Below are 14,179 nucleotides of genomic sequence, written 5' to 3'. Positions count from 1 at the left end.
TCACGACACATCGAAAGGGACGCAGAACGAATGGACCTTGGCCTCAGCGAAGAACAGGAACTGCTGAAAAACTCCGCCCGCGAGTTCCTCGAGAAGGAGTGCCCGGAAGAGCACGTCCGCGCCATGGAGGACGACGAGAAGGGCTACAGCCCCGAGCTCTGGAAGAAGATGGCCGACCTCGGCTGGCAGGGCCTGATGATTCCCGAGGAGTACGGCGGCGCCGGCTTCTCCTTCCTCGACCTCTGCATCCTCGTGGAGGAGTTCGGCCGCGCGCTCGTGCCGGGCCCGTTCATCCCGAATGCCGTCTGCGCCGCTGAACTCATCCTCGCCGGCACCGAGGAACAGAAGAAGAAGTACCTGCCGAACATCGCGAACGGCACCGCCATCCACACCTACGCCATCACCGAGCCCTCGGGCCGCTGGGACCGCGAAGGCATCGAAATGAAGGCCACCCAGAGCGGCAGCGACTTCGTGCTCAATGGCACCAAGCTCTTCGTGCCCGATGCCCACGTCGCCGACTACCTCCATGTCGTCGCGTGGAAGCCCGACGGCCGCCTGAGCACCTTCATCGTGCCGCGCACGGCCGAAGGCGTGAGCATCACCGTCCTCAAGACCATCGCCAGCGACAAGCAGTGCGAAGTCGTGTTCAAGGACGTGAAGGTCCCGGCCGCGGACGTCATCGACATGGATGACAAGACGGCCGCGCGGCTGCGCAACATGGCGACCTGCCTGGAGTGCGCCTACCTCGTCGGCCTCGCCCAGCGCGACTTCGAGATCTCGGTCAACTACGCCAAGGAGCGCGTCCAGTTCGGCCGCCCGATCGGCTCCTTCCAGGCGATCCAGCACAAGGCCGCCGATATGGTCACCGACGTCGACGGCATGCGGTTCATCATGTACAAGGCCGCCTGGGCAACGAGCGAGAACGAAGACTCGCAGGACATGGACACCGCCATGGCCAAGGCCTGGTGCAGCGACGCCAGCCGGCGCGTCGTCGCCCACGGCCAGCAGATCCACGGCGGCATCGGCTTCACCAAGGACTACATCATCCAGCTCTACTTCCGCCGCCAGAAGCGCGCGGAACTCTTCTGGGGCGACGGCGACTACCACCGCGAGCGCGTCGCCCAGATGCTGGAGATCTGATCGTTCCCGGTCTTCGGACGCAACGGGGCCCGCACGCGCGGGCCCCGTTGCTTTTGGTGCGTTTGCGCGCACAACCGATCATCGAGAATCACCACAGCGCGCCGAACATTTGCATATACCACCTACGGGGGTCAGGATTGGCCCCGGCGGGAAGCAGCAAAGGAGAACATGTAGATGCCATTTCATCGTTTCAAGCTCGGGGCGTTCCTGCTCCCCGCCGTGCTGGCCGCTGGCCTCCTCGGGGCGTGCGGGGGCGGAGGCGGCGGTGGCGGAACCGGGTCCGATGAGCAGTTCGTCGCCGACATCTGCAAGGCCGGCGCCAAGTTCCAGGACGACCTGACCAAGATCATCGCCAAGCTCGCGACCATCGAGAGCGAGGAAGAAGCCGCCAAGGAAGTCGCCAAGCCGTTCGAAGATTTCGCCGCCTCGTTCAAGAAGGCGAAGCCGCCGGCCGACCTGAAGGAGTGGCACTCCGAGGCCGGGAAGTCGCTCGACCAGGCCGTCGCCGCCCTCAAGAAGGGCGACACCTCGACGTTCGACGGGGACCCGTTCCCCGAGCCGCCCTCGGGCGCGGCCGACCGGCTGAACAAGATCGCCGAGAACAACGCGGACTGCCAGAAGGCGCAGCTCTTCTCGGAGTAATCTTCCGCGGCAGTTCCAGCCCGCCGAAAGCGAGGGGGCCGGCCCGGTGCCGGCCCCTTTCCCGTTTACGAACCGCCCCGCGCCGGCTTCCGTAGCACCGTTCGCGCCCGTCCGGCATAGTGTCCCCCATGCGGCGCGCCGGCTCGCCCCTGCTATCGCGAACGAACCGGGCGCTGGCCTGGTCGGCCGCCGTCGCGCTCATCGCGCTGGCGGTCGTTGCGGCTCTGCCGTTGGCCGCGCAGACGCCCGCCCAGCAGTCGTCCGCGGACGGCTACCGCGTCAGCATCCACGTCCTCACCTGGGACGGGAGCGACCCGGACCTCGAGCCGGTCCCGGACGCCGGCGCCGCCTTCAAACTCAACCCGAACCGCTGGTCGCCCTCGGCAATGCCCGTGCGGGTCTGGCTCAACCCCGCCGGCGGGCCGTCCGCCCTGCCCATCGAAGACCTGGTACGGGGCGCCATCGGCCAGTGGAGCAGCATCGAAGGCTCGGCGTTCCGGTTCGAGTACGCCGGCACGACGACCGCGGACGCCGGGGCCTGCAACTTCACCAACCGCCAGCTCGACGGGCGGAACACCGTCACGTTCACGACGTCGCTGCCGTCGACGACGCTCGGCGTCACCTGCAGCGTCTGGAGCGGCAGCGGCAACCTGCGCGAGTTCGACATCCAGCTGAACGCCAGCGTGAACTGGGGCCCGAGCGGCAGCCTCGGCCCGGGCCAGTTCGACCTCGCCTCGACCATCCTCCACGAGCTCGGGCACGGTGCCGGCCTCGGCCACCCTTGCGAGAGCGCGAACCGCTGCACCGACGACGAGCGGCAGGCCGTGATGTACCCGTCGCTCAAGCCGCGGGAGGAGCGCAACGTGCTCCAGGCGGATGACCGTGCAGCGATGGTCGAGGCGTACCCGGCGCCAGGCGGGCAAAGCGCCGGGTTCCGGCTGGTCCTCCCGGTGGTGAGCCGGGATTGACGGGGCTCAGTCGTCGCCGAGGTCGAGGTCGTCCCAGCTGTGGGAATGGGAGTGGCCGCCGGGCCCGTGGCTGTGCCCATGGGAATGGCCGTGCCCGTGGGAATGGCCGCCCCACTCGTGGCTGTGCCCGTGGCCGCCCTCCTCCCCGCCCTCGCCGCCCTCTTCCCATGGCGCAGGGCCGTCTTCGACGCCGGGCTGGGCCCGCCCGACGAGGACGAAGCGGCCGAACGACTTCTGCGCCTGCTTGCCGCAGTTCGGGCAGGGGATGAATTGAAGCACGTCGGACATGGGCATCCGCTTCTCGGTGCGGGTGCCGCAGGAAGCACAGACGTATTCGTACAGCGCCATGGCCCGATCGTCCGCCGGCGGCGGGCAGGCGTCAACGCGGCGAGAGATGCGGGCGGTAGGCCCAGGTCCGGAGCTCCCACGGCTCGGGCGGCACCTCGGCCCAATCGGGCGGCAGCCGGGGAACGGACCACCCGGCGGGCGACCGCCAGCGCGCCCATTCCCCCGCGAACACGCCGGCGCGGCGGTCGAGCTCGGCGAGCACCGCCGCTGCCTCCGCGCGCACGGCTGCCGCGAAGGGCTCCGTGAAGACCCCCTGTGCCGCCAGCGCCTCGAATTCGTCGAGGTCTTTCCACTCCCAGCGGAAATCCGGCCAAACGATGATGTCGAGCGCGTGGTCGTTCGTGTCGAAGCCGATCGGCGTCCGGCGGAACGGCTCTTCGAAGTTGACGTAGTACATCCGGAAGGCGCGCTCCGGGCCTTCCCACGAGCACCAGGTGGAATGCGCGCGGCCGGGGAACATGAGCCGGAGCGTCTCGCGGCGCCAGCGGGCGGGGACGAGGCGGCGGGGCTCGCCCGGCGGCCGGTGCCAGGCCCGGTATTCGGCCCCCTCCGGAATCCAGAGCGCGACCAGCTCGTCGGTATCCGCCACCACACGGGCGGGCCACGTCATGCCGACGGTGCTGTCCGCGCGGGTGATGTAGCGCAGCGCGACGGTCTCGCCCGGGTCGAAACGGCGCATCCTGCCGGCGATCGTCCCGCCCGCGCCGCCCGGCCGCAAGCCGTCAGTAGGCGCGCGGCAGCGGCGTCGGCGTTGCCTTCGGCGGGACGGGCGTCCGCGTCGGCGTCGGCGTGCGCGTCGGGGTGGGCGTGATCGTGGGCGTCGGCGTCGGCGGCTCGGGCGTCGGGGTCGCCGTCGGCGGGCCCGGGTCAGGCGTATTCGGCTGCGGTTCGGGGCTCGCGCCGCCGTCGTTCCGCGGCGCGCCGCCGCCGGGCCGCGGGGTGTTCGTGGCGGTCGGTTCCGGCGTCGGCGTATCGTCCGGCTTCGGCGTGGGCGTTGGCGTCGGCGTCCACGGGATGACTTCGCGGCCCGGCACCTGGACGAAATCCGCCGGGTCGACCGGCACGCCGAGGTAGCGGATTTCGAAGTGGAGGAAGCCGCCCGGCTCGCCCGTGCCGATGACGGTCGACTTGCTCACGAGGTTGCCCTTCGCGACGCGCAGGCCCTGCAGCCAGCCGTAGACGGTCTCGAAGCCCCCGCCGCAGTCGATGACGACGTGCGTTCCGTACCGCTCATCGCTGCCCGTTGCGGTCACTTCGCCGTCGCAGGCGGACTGCACGGGGATGTTCTTGAGGCCGACGAGCGAGAAATCGACGCCGGCGTGGCGGAGACCGTTCCCGCGGTCGGTGCCGAAATAGTCTTCGACGCCGGCGTGGGCGGAGAGGGGGAGGGCGAACCGCTTGCCGCCGGCGATGAGGTATTCGCGGATGTCCGGCTTCGGCGGGTTCGCGGCGGGCCGATAGGTGCCTTCCTCCATGCCGCCGGCGCGCGACGATGGGTGGCGGGTCGGCGCCGGCGTGTTCGTCGGCGTCGATTCCGGCTTCCGCTCCGAACCGGCAGCGGGAGCGCCGGGGTCGGCCGCCGGCGCGGGGTCATCGCCGCCGCCGGCCAGCAGCATCCCCACAGCCGCGAAAACGGCCAGCACGGGGACGGCGGCGAGCAGGTAGAACGGCGCCATCCGGCGCTCGTTGCGCCGGGAGCGGAACTCCTTCCCGTAGAAACCGCGGCCGGGCGGCATGTGTCCTCCTCGTCGGGCCGCTGCAGGCAGGGCGCGCACGGCCGCCTGCGGCGTCTCCTGCAAGGAGAATCGGCCGCCGAGGCAGCAGCGGACAGGGGCATCCGCCGCGGGAAAGGCCGCGGGCAACGCAGGGGAAAGGCCTCGCGGGCGGCCGATTGCGCGGAGCGGCGCCGGCCGGGATAGTTCGGGCTCGAACGCGCACCCTTCGGAGGGACCATGCCCCGGCAGCGCCCCGGCCTGGGCCAGGGCCTCTCGGCCCTCGTCGCCCCCGCCCGCCCTGAACCGTCGTCGATGCCGGCTGCCGCTGCCGGCCCCGCCTGGGAGTACGCCGCCATCGTCCGGAAACGGAAACGGATCCTCGTCGAACTCGCGAACGGCGACCCGGTCCGCGGCTTCGGCCGCCACCGGGTGCGGGGCATGCCGATCGTCGCCCTGCTCGGCCTGCTCGGCGCCGCCGGCTGGGAGCTCGTCGCCATCGAGGGCCGGAGGATGTTCCTGAAACGGCCGGTGAGCCGGCAGTAGCGCACACACGGGCCATTTCGGCTACTATTTCGGCCGACGCTAAGGACCGCCCCGCAGGGCGGCGCAGCAGAGGGACAGCACCATGACGTACCGGCCCGCGCGCATGCGCTTCGGCATCTTCCTCGCCCCGTTCCACCGCCTCGGCGAGAACCCGACCGTCGCCCTCCAGCGCGACCTCGAGCTGGTGGACCACCTCGACCGGCTCGATTACGACGAGGCGTGGTTCGGCGAGCACCACAGCGCCGGCTGGGAGCTCATCGCCTCGCCGGAGCTGATGATCGCGGCCTCGGCCCAGCGAACGAAGCACATCAAGCTCGGCACCGGCGTGAGCTCGCTCCCCTACCACCACCCGTTCATGCTCGCCGACCGGATGGTGCAGCTCGACCACATGACGCGCGGCCGCGCGATGTTCGGCGTCGGGCCCGGCGCGCTCACCTCCGACGCCTACATGCTCGGCATCGACGCGCTCACGCAGCGCGCGCGGATGGACGAGGCGCTCGGTGTCATCCTCCGGCTCTTCCGCGGCGAGACGGTCACGATGGAGACCGAGTGGTTCACGATGCGGGAAGCGCGGCTCCAGCTCGCGCCGTACACCCATCCTCACATGCCGGTCGCGGTGGCGAGCACCTTCTCGCCCGCTGGCCCGGTGACCGCCGGCAAGCACGGCGTCGGCATCCTGAGCGTGGCCGTCTCGCAGCCGGGCGGGCTCATCTCGCTCGGGAAGACGTGGGAGATGGCCGAGGAAGCCGCGGCGAAGGCGGGCAAGACGATCAGCCGCGACGACTGGCGGCTCGTGATGCCAATCCACCTCGCCGACACCCGCGAGCAGGCCTTCGCGGACGTCGCCGAGGGGATGCTCCGCTGGAACAAGGAGTATTTCGAAGAGACGCTCGGCCGGCCGGCCGACCCTTCGAACCCGGGCGACGTCGAATCGACGGTTGCGCGCGGGGGCGCCATCATCGGGACGCCGGACGACGCCATCGAAGCGATCGAGCGGCTGCTCGAGCTCTCCGGCGGCTTCGGCTGCCTGCTCGGCCTCGCCCACGAATGGACGACCTGGGAGAAGACCATTCACAGCTACGAGCTGTGGGCCCGGTACGTCGCGCCGCGATTCCAGGGGCAGTACGAACGCATCGCCGCCAGCCAGAAGTTCGTCTCGGACAACCGCACGACGATTTTCGGCCCGAACGCGGCGGCCATCGGCAAGGCTTTCATCGATGCCGGCGTCCAGCTCCCGGCCGAGATGATCAACCGGATGCAGCGCGGCAACGTCTGACGCGCCCGCGCGGTTGCCCGCTCCGCCCGCCCCGGCCAAGATGCCGGGTGTGAAGCGCCGATTGCCGCCCATCATCCAGGGCCTCGCAGCGGCGGCCTTCGCCGCCGCCCTTCCGCTCCTCATCGTGACCAGCACGGTGCGGTGGATCGCGGGCGACGCCGCCTACTACCGGCACGGCTTCCGCGCGTTCGACGCCGCCGACCGGACGGGTCTGCCGCTGGCGGAGCTGGACCGCGCCGGGCAGGAAATCATCGACTACTTCGAGAACGACGCCGATTCCCTGCGCATCGTCGTGACCGTGAACGGCGCGGAGGAGCCGCTCTTCGGCGAGCGCGAAGTGGCCCACATGCGCGACGTGAAGGCACTCATGCGGGCGCTCTTCCGCGTCAACGAAACGGCGCTCGTCGTCGTGCTCGGCTACATCGCGCTCGCGGTGCTCTGGTCGGGGGAGCGCTCCATCCGGGGGCTGGCGAAGCTGGCGCTGGCCGGGCTCGGCGCTGGCGCGGCAGCCGTCGGCGTCATCGCGGTGTTCGCCGTGACCGGGTTCGACCAGGCGTGGACGACGTTCCACGAGATCGCCTTCCGGAACGACCTCTGGCGGCTGGATCCCGATACCGACCGGCTCATCCAGATGTTCCCCGAGCCGTTCTGGCAGCAAACGACCTACCTCGCCGGCGCGCTCATCGGCATCCAGGCGGCCGTCATCGCCGCGGCCGCGGGCCTCTATCTCCTGCGAACCCGGCGGGCAGGTAACGAAGCAGCGTCAGTTGGCTGACGCGCAGGCGCAGCCCCCTCCGCCGCAGCAGCCGCCGGCCGGGGCCTCGGCCACGGCGGCCGCACCCTTCGGTGTTGCGAACATCGAAAGAACGCGCTCGGCGCGGTGGCCGCGGGCGCAGGTCGCCGGTTCGCCGGCGCTCGCCATCGGGCGGCGCTGTTCGAACTTCTCGCGGCAGGTCGGACAGTAGAACTCGTAGATCGCCATGCCGAAAGTATACGGCGGCGGCCGGCTGCTCAGGCCGCGCGGCTGGCGCGCCGGCGGCGGACCCGCTGGGCCGTGCGGGTTGCCGGCTGCTGCCGCGCGTTGAGCGCGATGATGCTCGCCGTGCGGCGCTGCCGCCGGACCGGCGGTTCGATGGGCGGCAGGCTGATGGACGCCGGCGCGGTGAGCACCGCGCGGGTGATGGCGTTCGACGGCTCCACCCAGGCGTCCTCCTGCGAACGCCGGAGCAGGGCATCGATCAACGACCGGAACAGCCGGATGAGCCAGGCCATGGGAGCTAGACCATAACCGGGCCGTTCACCTAATGGCAACGGCTCATCTCCTCAGCAGTTTACCCCGGCACTGAGGCGAGGAATTCCCCGACGACGGCGTTCCACTCGGGCGCGCGTTCGAAGTAGCAGGAGTGGCCTGCGCCGGCGATGACGTGCACCTGCGCGCCGCGGACGAGCGAAGCCGCCTCGCGGATCATCGCCGGCGGCGTGATGGCGTCGTGCTCGCCGACGATGTAGAGGACCGGGACGCCGAGGCTGCCGAGGAGCTCGTGCATCGAGCCGCGGTAGGTCGGCGGCGGCGGCCCGAGCAGGCCGCGCGGCCGGGGCGGGTTGAGGGCGTTGATCTGGCGGTACAGCAGCGCGAGCCCCGGCTCCTCGGCCTCGAAACCCGGCGCCAGCGCCTGCTCGCGGAGGCTGGCATCGCCCCGCTCAGCCCGGAGCGCCGCCTGCATCTCCCGGATGCGGTCATTCGTCGCCCCGGCAGTCGTGCCGCTGAGGACGAGCGAGGCGATGCGGCCCGGCGCGAGGCGCGCGAGCCCGGCCACCGCGCGGCCGCCCATCGATTGCGCGGCGATGTGCGCCCGCTCGATGCCCAGGTGGTCCAGCAGCCCGAGCAGGTCCGTCCCGAGCGTCGTCCGGCCCACCGCCATCTCGCCGCGGGAGAGCCCCCAGCCGCGCGCGTCGTACACCGTGACGCGATAGGCCCGGGCGAAATGCGCCGTCTGCTGCCACCAGGCGAGGTGGTTGCCGCCGGCGCCGTGGATGAAGACGAGGTCCGGGCCGGCGCCGTGCTGCCGGTAGTAGAGGCGGGCCCCGTTGACGGCCGCATAGGGCATGGGCCGAAGTCTACCGCGCGGCGCCGCTTCACCGGAGCGCCGCGAGTGCGTAGGCTGACCTGCCGGGAGAGGAGGTCGAACGGCATGAAGATCGGCATCGGTATCGGCATCACCGGGAGCGAAGGGCTGCCCGAGGTCATCCGGCAGGTCCAGCGGGCGGAGGAGAGCGGGTTCGACGCCGCGTGGCTGCCGAACATCTTCGGGCTCGACGCCGTGATGACGCTGGCCCTCGCCGGCCGCGAAACGTCCCGCATCGAGCTGGGGACGTTCGTCGTCCCGACCTACCCGCGCCACCCGATGGCGCTGGCCCAGCAGGCGCTCACCGCCTCGGCGGCGGCTGCCGGCCGCTTCACACTCGGCATCGGCCTGAGCCACCGGGTCGTCATCGAGGGGATGTTCGGCCTCGACTATTCGAAGCCGGTGCGGCACATGCGGGAGTACCTCTCCGTCCTCGTGCCGCTGCTCGAAGGGAAGCCCGTGCAGTTCCGCGGCGAAGAGTACCGGGTGCAGGGCCAGCTGACGGTCCCCGGCGCGGGCAGAGTGCCCGTCATCGTCGCAGCGCTCGGGCCGCAGATGCTGAAAATCGCCGGCAGGCTGGCCGACGGCACCGCGACGTGGATGGGCGGCCCCGCCTACCTGCGCAAGACCGCCATTCCCGCCATCCGGGCAGCAGCCGCCGAGGCCGGCCGCCCGGCGCCGCGCATCGTCTCCGGCTTCCCGGTGGCCGTCACGGCCGATGCCGCCGCCGCGCGCGCCTCGGCCGCGAAGGTGTTCGCCGTCTACGGCACGCTGCCCTCCTACCGGGCGGTGCTCGACGTGGAGGGCGCGGCCGGCCCGGCCGACGTCGCGATCGTCGGGTCCGAGAACGACGTCGCGGAGCAGCTGCGGGCCCTCGCCGCCGCGGGGGTGACCGACTTCAACGCCTCGCCCTTCCCGGTGGAGGGCGACCCGGCCGCCATCGGCCGGACCATCGAGTTCCTCGCCGGGTTCCGCCGCTCCGCGGGCGGCTGACGGGGGTTCGCCCGCGGCCCCGGCGTCCGATACGCTGGAGTCGAATGAACGACCACACGCTGCGGGTTCTCGAATTCGACCGGGTGCTCGAGCTGCTGGCGGCAGAGGCGGCCTTCAGCCTCGGCGCGGAGAAGGCCCGCGCCCTGCGCCCGGCAGCCGAGTTCGCCGCGGCGAAGCAGCTCGCTGCCGAGACCGCGGAGATGCGGCTGCTCGACCAGCTCGGCATCGACATCCCGTTCTCCGGCGCGCGCGACATCCGGGCGCACCTGCGCGCAGCCGGCATCGGCCAGCTGCTGGAGCCCGGTGCGCTGCTCGAATGCGCGCAGGTGCTGACCACGGCGCGGCGCGCCCGGCTGGTGCTCGAAAAAGTGCGCGACCGCGTGCCCGCGCTCGCCGCCATCGGCGACCGCATCAGCGACTTCCGGGCGTTCGCGGGCGACGTCGAAGAGGCGATTTCGCCGCGCGGCGAGGTGCTCGACGCCGCGAGCGAGCAGCTCGCCCTCGTGCGCCGCGAATTGCGCGCTGCCGAGGCGCGGCTCGAACAGCGGGCGCAGGCCGCCCTCGCCGAGGCGCTCCGCCGCGGGGCCGCGCAGGAAGGGCTGCTGACCGAACGGAACGGCCGCAAGGTCATCCCCGTCCGGTCCGACAGCCGGTCGCTCGTCCCTGGCATCGTCCACGACGTTTCATCGAGCGGGGCCACGCTCTTCATCGAACCGTTCGCCGTGGTGGAAGCGGGCAATGCCGTCCGCGAGCTGCGGCTCGCAGAGGAACGGGAGGTCCGCCGCGTGCTCCAGCGGCTCACGGACCAGCTGGGCAGCCGCGCTGACGAGGCGCTCCGCTCGCTCGATGCGCTCGCCGAGCTCGACCTCATCAGCGCCCGCGCGCGGCTCGCGCGGAAGATGCGCGCCGCCCTCCCGCCGGCCGGCGACGCCGAGAGCTGGCTCGGCGAGCAGGGGCCGACGCGGCTCGTCCGCGCGCGGCACCCGCTGCTCCGCGGCGAGGTCGTGCCCATCGATATCGAGGTCGGCGAATCGCCGCAGGGCATCCTCATCACCGGCCCGAACACGGGCGGCAAGACCGTGGCCCTCAAGACCGTGGGGCTGCTCACCCTGATGGCGCAGGCCGGGATGGGCGTCCCCTGCGACGAGGGCAGCCGCATCCGCTTCTACCCGAAGATCTACGCCGACATCGGCGATGAACAGTCCATCGAGCAGAGCCTTTCGACGTTCTCCTCGCACCTCCGGAACATCATCAGCATCCTGCGGGAGGCCGACCGTTCGACGCTGGTGCTCCTCGACGAGCTCGGCGCGGGGACCGACCCCGCGGAAGGCGCCGCCATCGCGCGTGCGGTCATCGAAGAGCTGCTCGACCGGGGCACGACGCTCGTCGCGACGACCCATCACGGCGAGCTGAAAGTCTTCGCGCACGGCGACTCGCGGCTCGCCAACGCGTCCGTCGAGTTCGACCTCGAAACGCTGAGCCCGACCTACCACCTCGTCGTCGGCCTGCCGGGGCAGTCGAACGCCCTCGCCATCGCGCGGCGGCTGGGGCTCGATGAGCGCGTCGTGGCGCGGGCTGCGGAGCAGCTGGCGCCCGGCCACTTCGAGCTCGAGTCGCTGCTCGAGGAGATCCGCGCCCAGCGGCGCGAAGCCGAGGCCGCCCGGGCCGCCGCCGAAGCCGCGCGGGCCGAGGCTGAGCGCACCCGGCGTGAGCTGGCCATCGAACGGGAGCGGATCGAAGACGAGCGGGCGGCCGTGCTCGCGGAGGCGAAACGCGAGGCCGAGGACACGCTCGCCCGCATGCGCCGGGAAATCGAGCAGCTCCGCCGGCGCAGCGCAGAGCGGCAGTTCGACCCGCAGGCGGCGCAGGAGGCGCTCCGGCAGGCCGAACGCGAGCGTGAGCGGCTCGCCCGCGCCGCCGTCCCGCGCCGGGCAGCGGCGCCCGCGCCCGTCATCAGCCGCGAGGTCGAGCCCGGCGACTTCGTCCACGTGCGCGATATCCCCCAGCTCGGTGAAGCGCTGACTGCGCCCGGCGAAGACGGCCGGCTGGAGGTGCAGTTCGGCAGCATCCGGATGAAAGTCAGCATCGACCGGGTCGACCGCATCGAGAAGCGGCAGGGCGGCGGCGGAGGCGCGACCGTCGTCGTGCCCGCCGGCCCGCCCGTCAGCCACGAAATCGACCTCCGCGGCCAGCGGGCGGAGGCGGCGCTCGAGCGGTTCGAAAGCTACCTCGATGCGGCCTTCCGGGCGGGCCTGCCGTACGTCCGCATCATCCACGGGAAGGGGACGGGCGCGCTCCGCGCGGCGATCCGGGAAGCGCTCGCCCGGCACCCGCTCGTCCGCAGCTACGAATCGGCGCCGGCGGCCGAGGGCGGCGACGGCGTCACCATCGCGCTGCTGGCGGGCTGACGGCGATGGCGGAGGACGCCCTCCAGGGCGGGTTCGATTTCGGCGATGCGCCGGCCGCTCCGCCACCGCCCGATGCGCCGCTCGCCGCCCGCATGCGGCCCCGGTCGCTCGATGAGGTCATCGGACAGGAAGCGGCCGTCGGGCCCGGGTCGATGCTCGGCGAACTGGCGCGGCGCGGCCGGCTGCCGTCGGTCCTCCTCTGGGGGCCGCCCGGCTGCGGCAAGACGACGATCGCGCGGCTGCTCGCCGCGGCTGCCGATGCGGCGTTCGTCCAGCTCTCAGCGGTGACCTCCGGCGTCGCCGACCTCCGCCGCGTCATCGGCGAAGCCGAGCGGGCGCGCCGGGCCGGCCGGCGGACCGTCGTCTTCATCGACGAAATCCACCGGTTCAACCGGGCCCAGCAGGACGTCGTCCTGCCCCACGTGGAGGAGGGGACGATCACGCTCATCGGCGCGACGACGGAGAACCCCTCGTTCGAAGTCGTGGCGCCGCTGCTCAGCCGGGTGCGGGTCGTGCGCCTCCAGCCGCTGGACGAGGCGGCGATCCGGCGGCTCGCCGGGCGGGCGCTCGCCGATGCCGAACGCGGGCTCGGCCGCCTCGGGCTCACCCTCGACGGCGAAGCAGCAGACCTGCTCGCGCGGAGCGTCCACGGCGACGCCCGGGCGGCGCTCACCGCGCTCGAAATCGCTGCCGACCTCGCCGCCGCCCGCGGCAGCGCGAGTATCGACGCAGGCGACATCGCGGCGGCCCTGCAGGACCGGCGGCCGTACTACGACCGCGCCGGTGACGCGCACTACGACACCATCTCGGCGTTCATCAAATCGGTGCGGGGGAGCGACCCCGACGCGGCGCTCTACTGGCTCGCGCGGATGGTGGAGGCCGGCGAAGACCCGCTGTTCCTCGCCCGGCGGATGGTCATCCTCGCGGCGGAGGACATCGGGCTGGCGGACCCGCAGGCGCTGGTGCTGGCGACCGCCTGCCAGCAGGCGGTGCACCTCATCGGCATGCCGGAGGGCGCGATCCCGATGGCGGAATGCGCCGTCTACCTCGCCCTCGCGCCGAAGAGCAACAGCGCCTACGCCGCGCTCGGGGCGGCGCTGGAAGATGCCCGCGCGACGGCCGGCGAGCCCGTCCCGCTCCACCTGCGGAATGCCGCCACGGGCCTGATGGCCGCCTTCGGCTACGGGCAGGGCTACCGGTACGCGCACGACGAGCCGGGCCACATCGCCGCCGGGCAGGCGTATTTGCCCGAAGCGCTCGCGGGCAGGGAGTATTACCGGGCGGGGGAGCTCGGCGCAGAAGCAGCGCTCGCCGCCCGCTGGCGCGCGGCAATCGAAGCCGCAAGGGCGGCCGCCGGCAGCCCGGCACCCAATCGAGAGGAGGACGGCAGCGATGGCCGTGACGATTGAATTCCTGTATTCGAAGGCAACCGGCAGGAGCCCGGAAGCGGAGGAGGCGCTGCGGCTCGCGCTCGAGGCGACCGACCCCTCCATCGAGGTCATCTACACCGAAGTCGAAGGAATGGAGGAGGCGCGCGCGAAGCGGTTCCTCGGCTCCCCGTCGATCCGCGTGAACGGTATCGACGTCGAATACGGCGAACGCGAGCCGGACGAGTACCAGAGCGGGACGCGGTACTACAACACGCCGCAGGGCTGGAAGCCGTATCCCCACGCGCGGCTCATCGCCAACGCCATCCTCGAACAGCAAGCGCGGGAGGGCAGCCGGTAGGGCTGCCCTCCCGCGAGGAAAGCTGAGGTTCGCTACCGTTCGGCATCACGATTCGAGAGAACGACCCGGTCCGGCGGCGTCCGGAACGCGTGGACGTAGCCAGCTGCCGCAAGGATCGCCATCACGGCTGCGATGCCGTATGCGATGTAGGCGGCCACCTGAACGCGGTCGGTGATGACGCTAAAGCCGTACGTGGTGAGCAGAAGACCGCGGAGCGTCTCGCCAGTTTGGAAGGTGCTCCTCAAAGAGGTAGCCGCGTCGAGCTGCTTCTGCAGGGTCTCAGCTTCTGCCG

17 protein-coding genes (1 of these 17 only partly in view) are annotated in these 14,179 nt (G+C 71.7%); 10 read left to right on the top strand and 7 right to left on the bottom strand.

Translation table 11 applies throughout. The features are described 5' to 3' along the window. Nucleotides 1–30: 30 nt before the first annotated feature. The 3 genes from N2041_RS04120 to N2041_RS04110 all read left to right on the top strand — a co-directional run bounded on the left by N2041_RS04120 (nt 31) and on the right by N2041_RS04110 (nt 2,750). On the top strand, nt 31–1,140 hold the full coding sequence (locus N2041_RS04120; RefSeq protein ID WP_297676101.1) for an acyl-CoA dehydrogenase family protein: 1,110 nt from the start codon (nt 31–33) through the stop codon (nt 1,138–1,140). Between the two features lie 174 nt (nt 1,141–1,314). Then, complete coding sequence (locus N2041_RS04115; RefSeq protein WP_297676099.1) at nt 1,315–1,782, top strand: hypothetical protein; 468 nt, start codon at nt 1,315–1,317, stop codon at nt 1,780–1,782. Between the two features lie 128 nt (nt 1,783–1,910). Next, nucleotides 1,911–2,750, top strand: coding sequence for a matrixin family metalloprotease (locus tag N2041_RS04110; protein ID WP_297676097.1), 840 nt, complete (start codon nt 1,911–1,913; stop codon nt 2,748–2,750). A 6-nt stretch (nt 2,751–2,756) separates the two neighbouring features. Here the strand turns inward: N2041_RS04110 and N2041_RS04105 are convergent, their stop codons facing one another. From N2041_RS04105 to N2041_RS04095, 3 genes are read right to left on the bottom strand one after another with little or no spacing between them, the layout of a single operon-like run. Then, nucleotides 2,757–3,098, bottom strand: a complete 342-nt coding sequence (locus N2041_RS04105) for an FmdB family zinc ribbon protein (RefSeq protein WP_297676095.1) — start codon at nt 3,096–3,098, stop codon at nt 2,757–2,759. Between the two features lie 31 nt (nt 3,099–3,129). Next, nucleotides 3,130–3,777 (bottom strand): DUF402 domain-containing protein, encoded by a 648-nt coding sequence (locus N2041_RS04100; RefSeq protein ID WP_297676093.1) that lies wholly within the window; start codon nt 3,775–3,777, stop codon nt 3,130–3,132. Nucleotides 3,778–3,820: 43 nt separating this feature from the next. Next, nucleotides 3,821–4,834, bottom strand: a complete 1,014-nt coding sequence (locus N2041_RS04095) for a murein hydrolase activator EnvC (RefSeq protein WP_297676091.1) — start codon at nt 4,832–4,834, stop codon at nt 3,821–3,823. A 216-nt stretch (nt 4,835–5,050) separates the two neighbouring features. Here N2041_RS04095 and N2041_RS04090 point away from each other — a divergent pair, with 216 nt between their 5' ends. The 3 genes from N2041_RS04090 (at nt 5,051) to N2041_RS04080 (ending at nt 7,407) form a co-directional block, all read left to right on the top strand. Next, the gene (locus tag N2041_RS04090) at nt 5,051–5,356 is read left to right on the top strand and encodes a hypothetical protein (RefSeq protein WP_297676089.1); all 306 of its coding nucleotides are present in this window, start codon (nt 5,051–5,053) and stop codon (nt 5,354–5,356) included. Between the two features lie 82 nt (nt 5,357–5,438). Beyond that, nucleotides 5,439–6,632: an LLM class flavin-dependent oxidoreductase gene (locus N2041_RS04085; protein ID WP_297676086.1), complete on the top strand. Its 1,194-nt coding sequence runs from the start codon at nt 5,439–5,441 to the stop codon at nt 6,630–6,632. A 49-nt stretch (nt 6,633–6,681) separates the two neighbouring features. Beyond that, entirely contained in the window at nt 6,682–7,407 is a 726-nt protein-coding gene (locus tag N2041_RS04080) for a TIGR01906 family membrane protein (RefSeq protein WP_297676084.1), read from the top strand. Here N2041_RS04080 and N2041_RS04075 read toward each other — a convergent pair. From N2041_RS04075 to N2041_RS04065, 3 genes are read right to left on the bottom strand one after another with little or no spacing between them, the layout of a single operon-like run. Further along, on the bottom strand, nt 7,396–7,614 hold the full coding sequence (locus tag N2041_RS04075; RefSeq protein ID WP_297676082.1) for an FmdB family zinc ribbon protein: 219 nt from the start codon (nt 7,612–7,614) through the stop codon (nt 7,396–7,398). The two genes, N2041_RS04080 and N2041_RS04075, sit on opposite strands and share 12 nt — an antisense overlap. A gap of 29 nt (nt 7,615–7,643) precedes the next feature. Continuing rightward, nucleotides 7,644–7,904: a hypothetical protein gene (locus tag N2041_RS04070; protein WP_297676080.1), complete on the bottom strand. Its 261-nt coding sequence runs from the start codon at nt 7,902–7,904 to the stop codon at nt 7,644–7,646. Between the two features lie 59 nt (nt 7,905–7,963). Further along, entirely contained in the window at nt 7,964–8,740 is a 777-nt protein-coding gene (locus N2041_RS04065; protein ID WP_297676078.1) for an alpha/beta fold hydrolase, read from the bottom strand. A gap of 84 nt (nt 8,741–8,824) precedes the next feature. On the opposite strand from N2041_RS04065, the gene N2041_RS04060 reads away from it, so the two are divergent. From N2041_RS04060 to N2041_RS04045, 4 genes are read left to right on the top strand one after another with little or no spacing between them, the layout of a single operon-like run. After that, nucleotides 8,825–9,751 (top strand): TIGR03564 family F420-dependent LLM class oxidoreductase, encoded by a 927-nt coding sequence (locus N2041_RS04060; protein ID WP_297676077.1) that lies wholly within the window; start codon nt 8,825–8,827, stop codon nt 9,749–9,751. 44 nt (nt 9,752–9,795) lie between these two features. Next, a complete protein-coding gene (locus N2041_RS04055) occupies nt 9,796–12,159 on the top strand; it encodes an endonuclease MutS2 (RefSeq protein ID WP_297676075.1) in 2,364 nt (787 codons plus the stop codon). A 5-nt stretch (nt 12,160–12,164) separates the two neighbouring features. After that, nucleotides 12,165–13,568, top strand: a complete 1,404-nt coding sequence (locus N2041_RS04050; RefSeq protein ID WP_297676073.1) for a replication-associated recombination protein A — start codon at nt 12,165–12,167, stop codon at nt 13,566–13,568. Further along, the gene (locus N2041_RS04045) at nt 13,552–13,887 is read left to right on the top strand and encodes a hypothetical protein (RefSeq protein ID WP_297676071.1); all 336 of its coding nucleotides are present in this window, start codon (nt 13,552–13,554) and stop codon (nt 13,885–13,887) included. The genes N2041_RS04050 and N2041_RS04045 overlap by 17 nt, the downstream gene beginning before the upstream one ends. Before the next feature lie 32 nt (nt 13,888–13,919). On the opposite strand, the gene N2041_RS14900 is transcribed toward N2041_RS04045, so the two are convergent. Further along, on the bottom strand, nt 13,920–14,179 hold the 3' end of the coding sequence (locus tag N2041_RS14900; RefSeq protein ID WP_367187683.1) for a hypothetical protein. The gene runs 505 nt beyond the window's last position; 260 of the gene's 765 nt are visible here — the last part of the coding sequence; its start codon lies off the right edge, out of view; the stop codon is at nt 13,920–13,922.

Source organism: Tepidiforma sp. (genome assembly GCF_026419595.1).
Taxonomy (GTDB): Bacteria; Chloroflexota; Dehalococcoidia; order Tepidiformales; family Tepidiformaceae; genus Tepidiforma.
The sequence above is the reverse complement of the archived record's forward strand: the minus strand, read 5'-3'. Positions and strand labels throughout refer to the sequence as shown.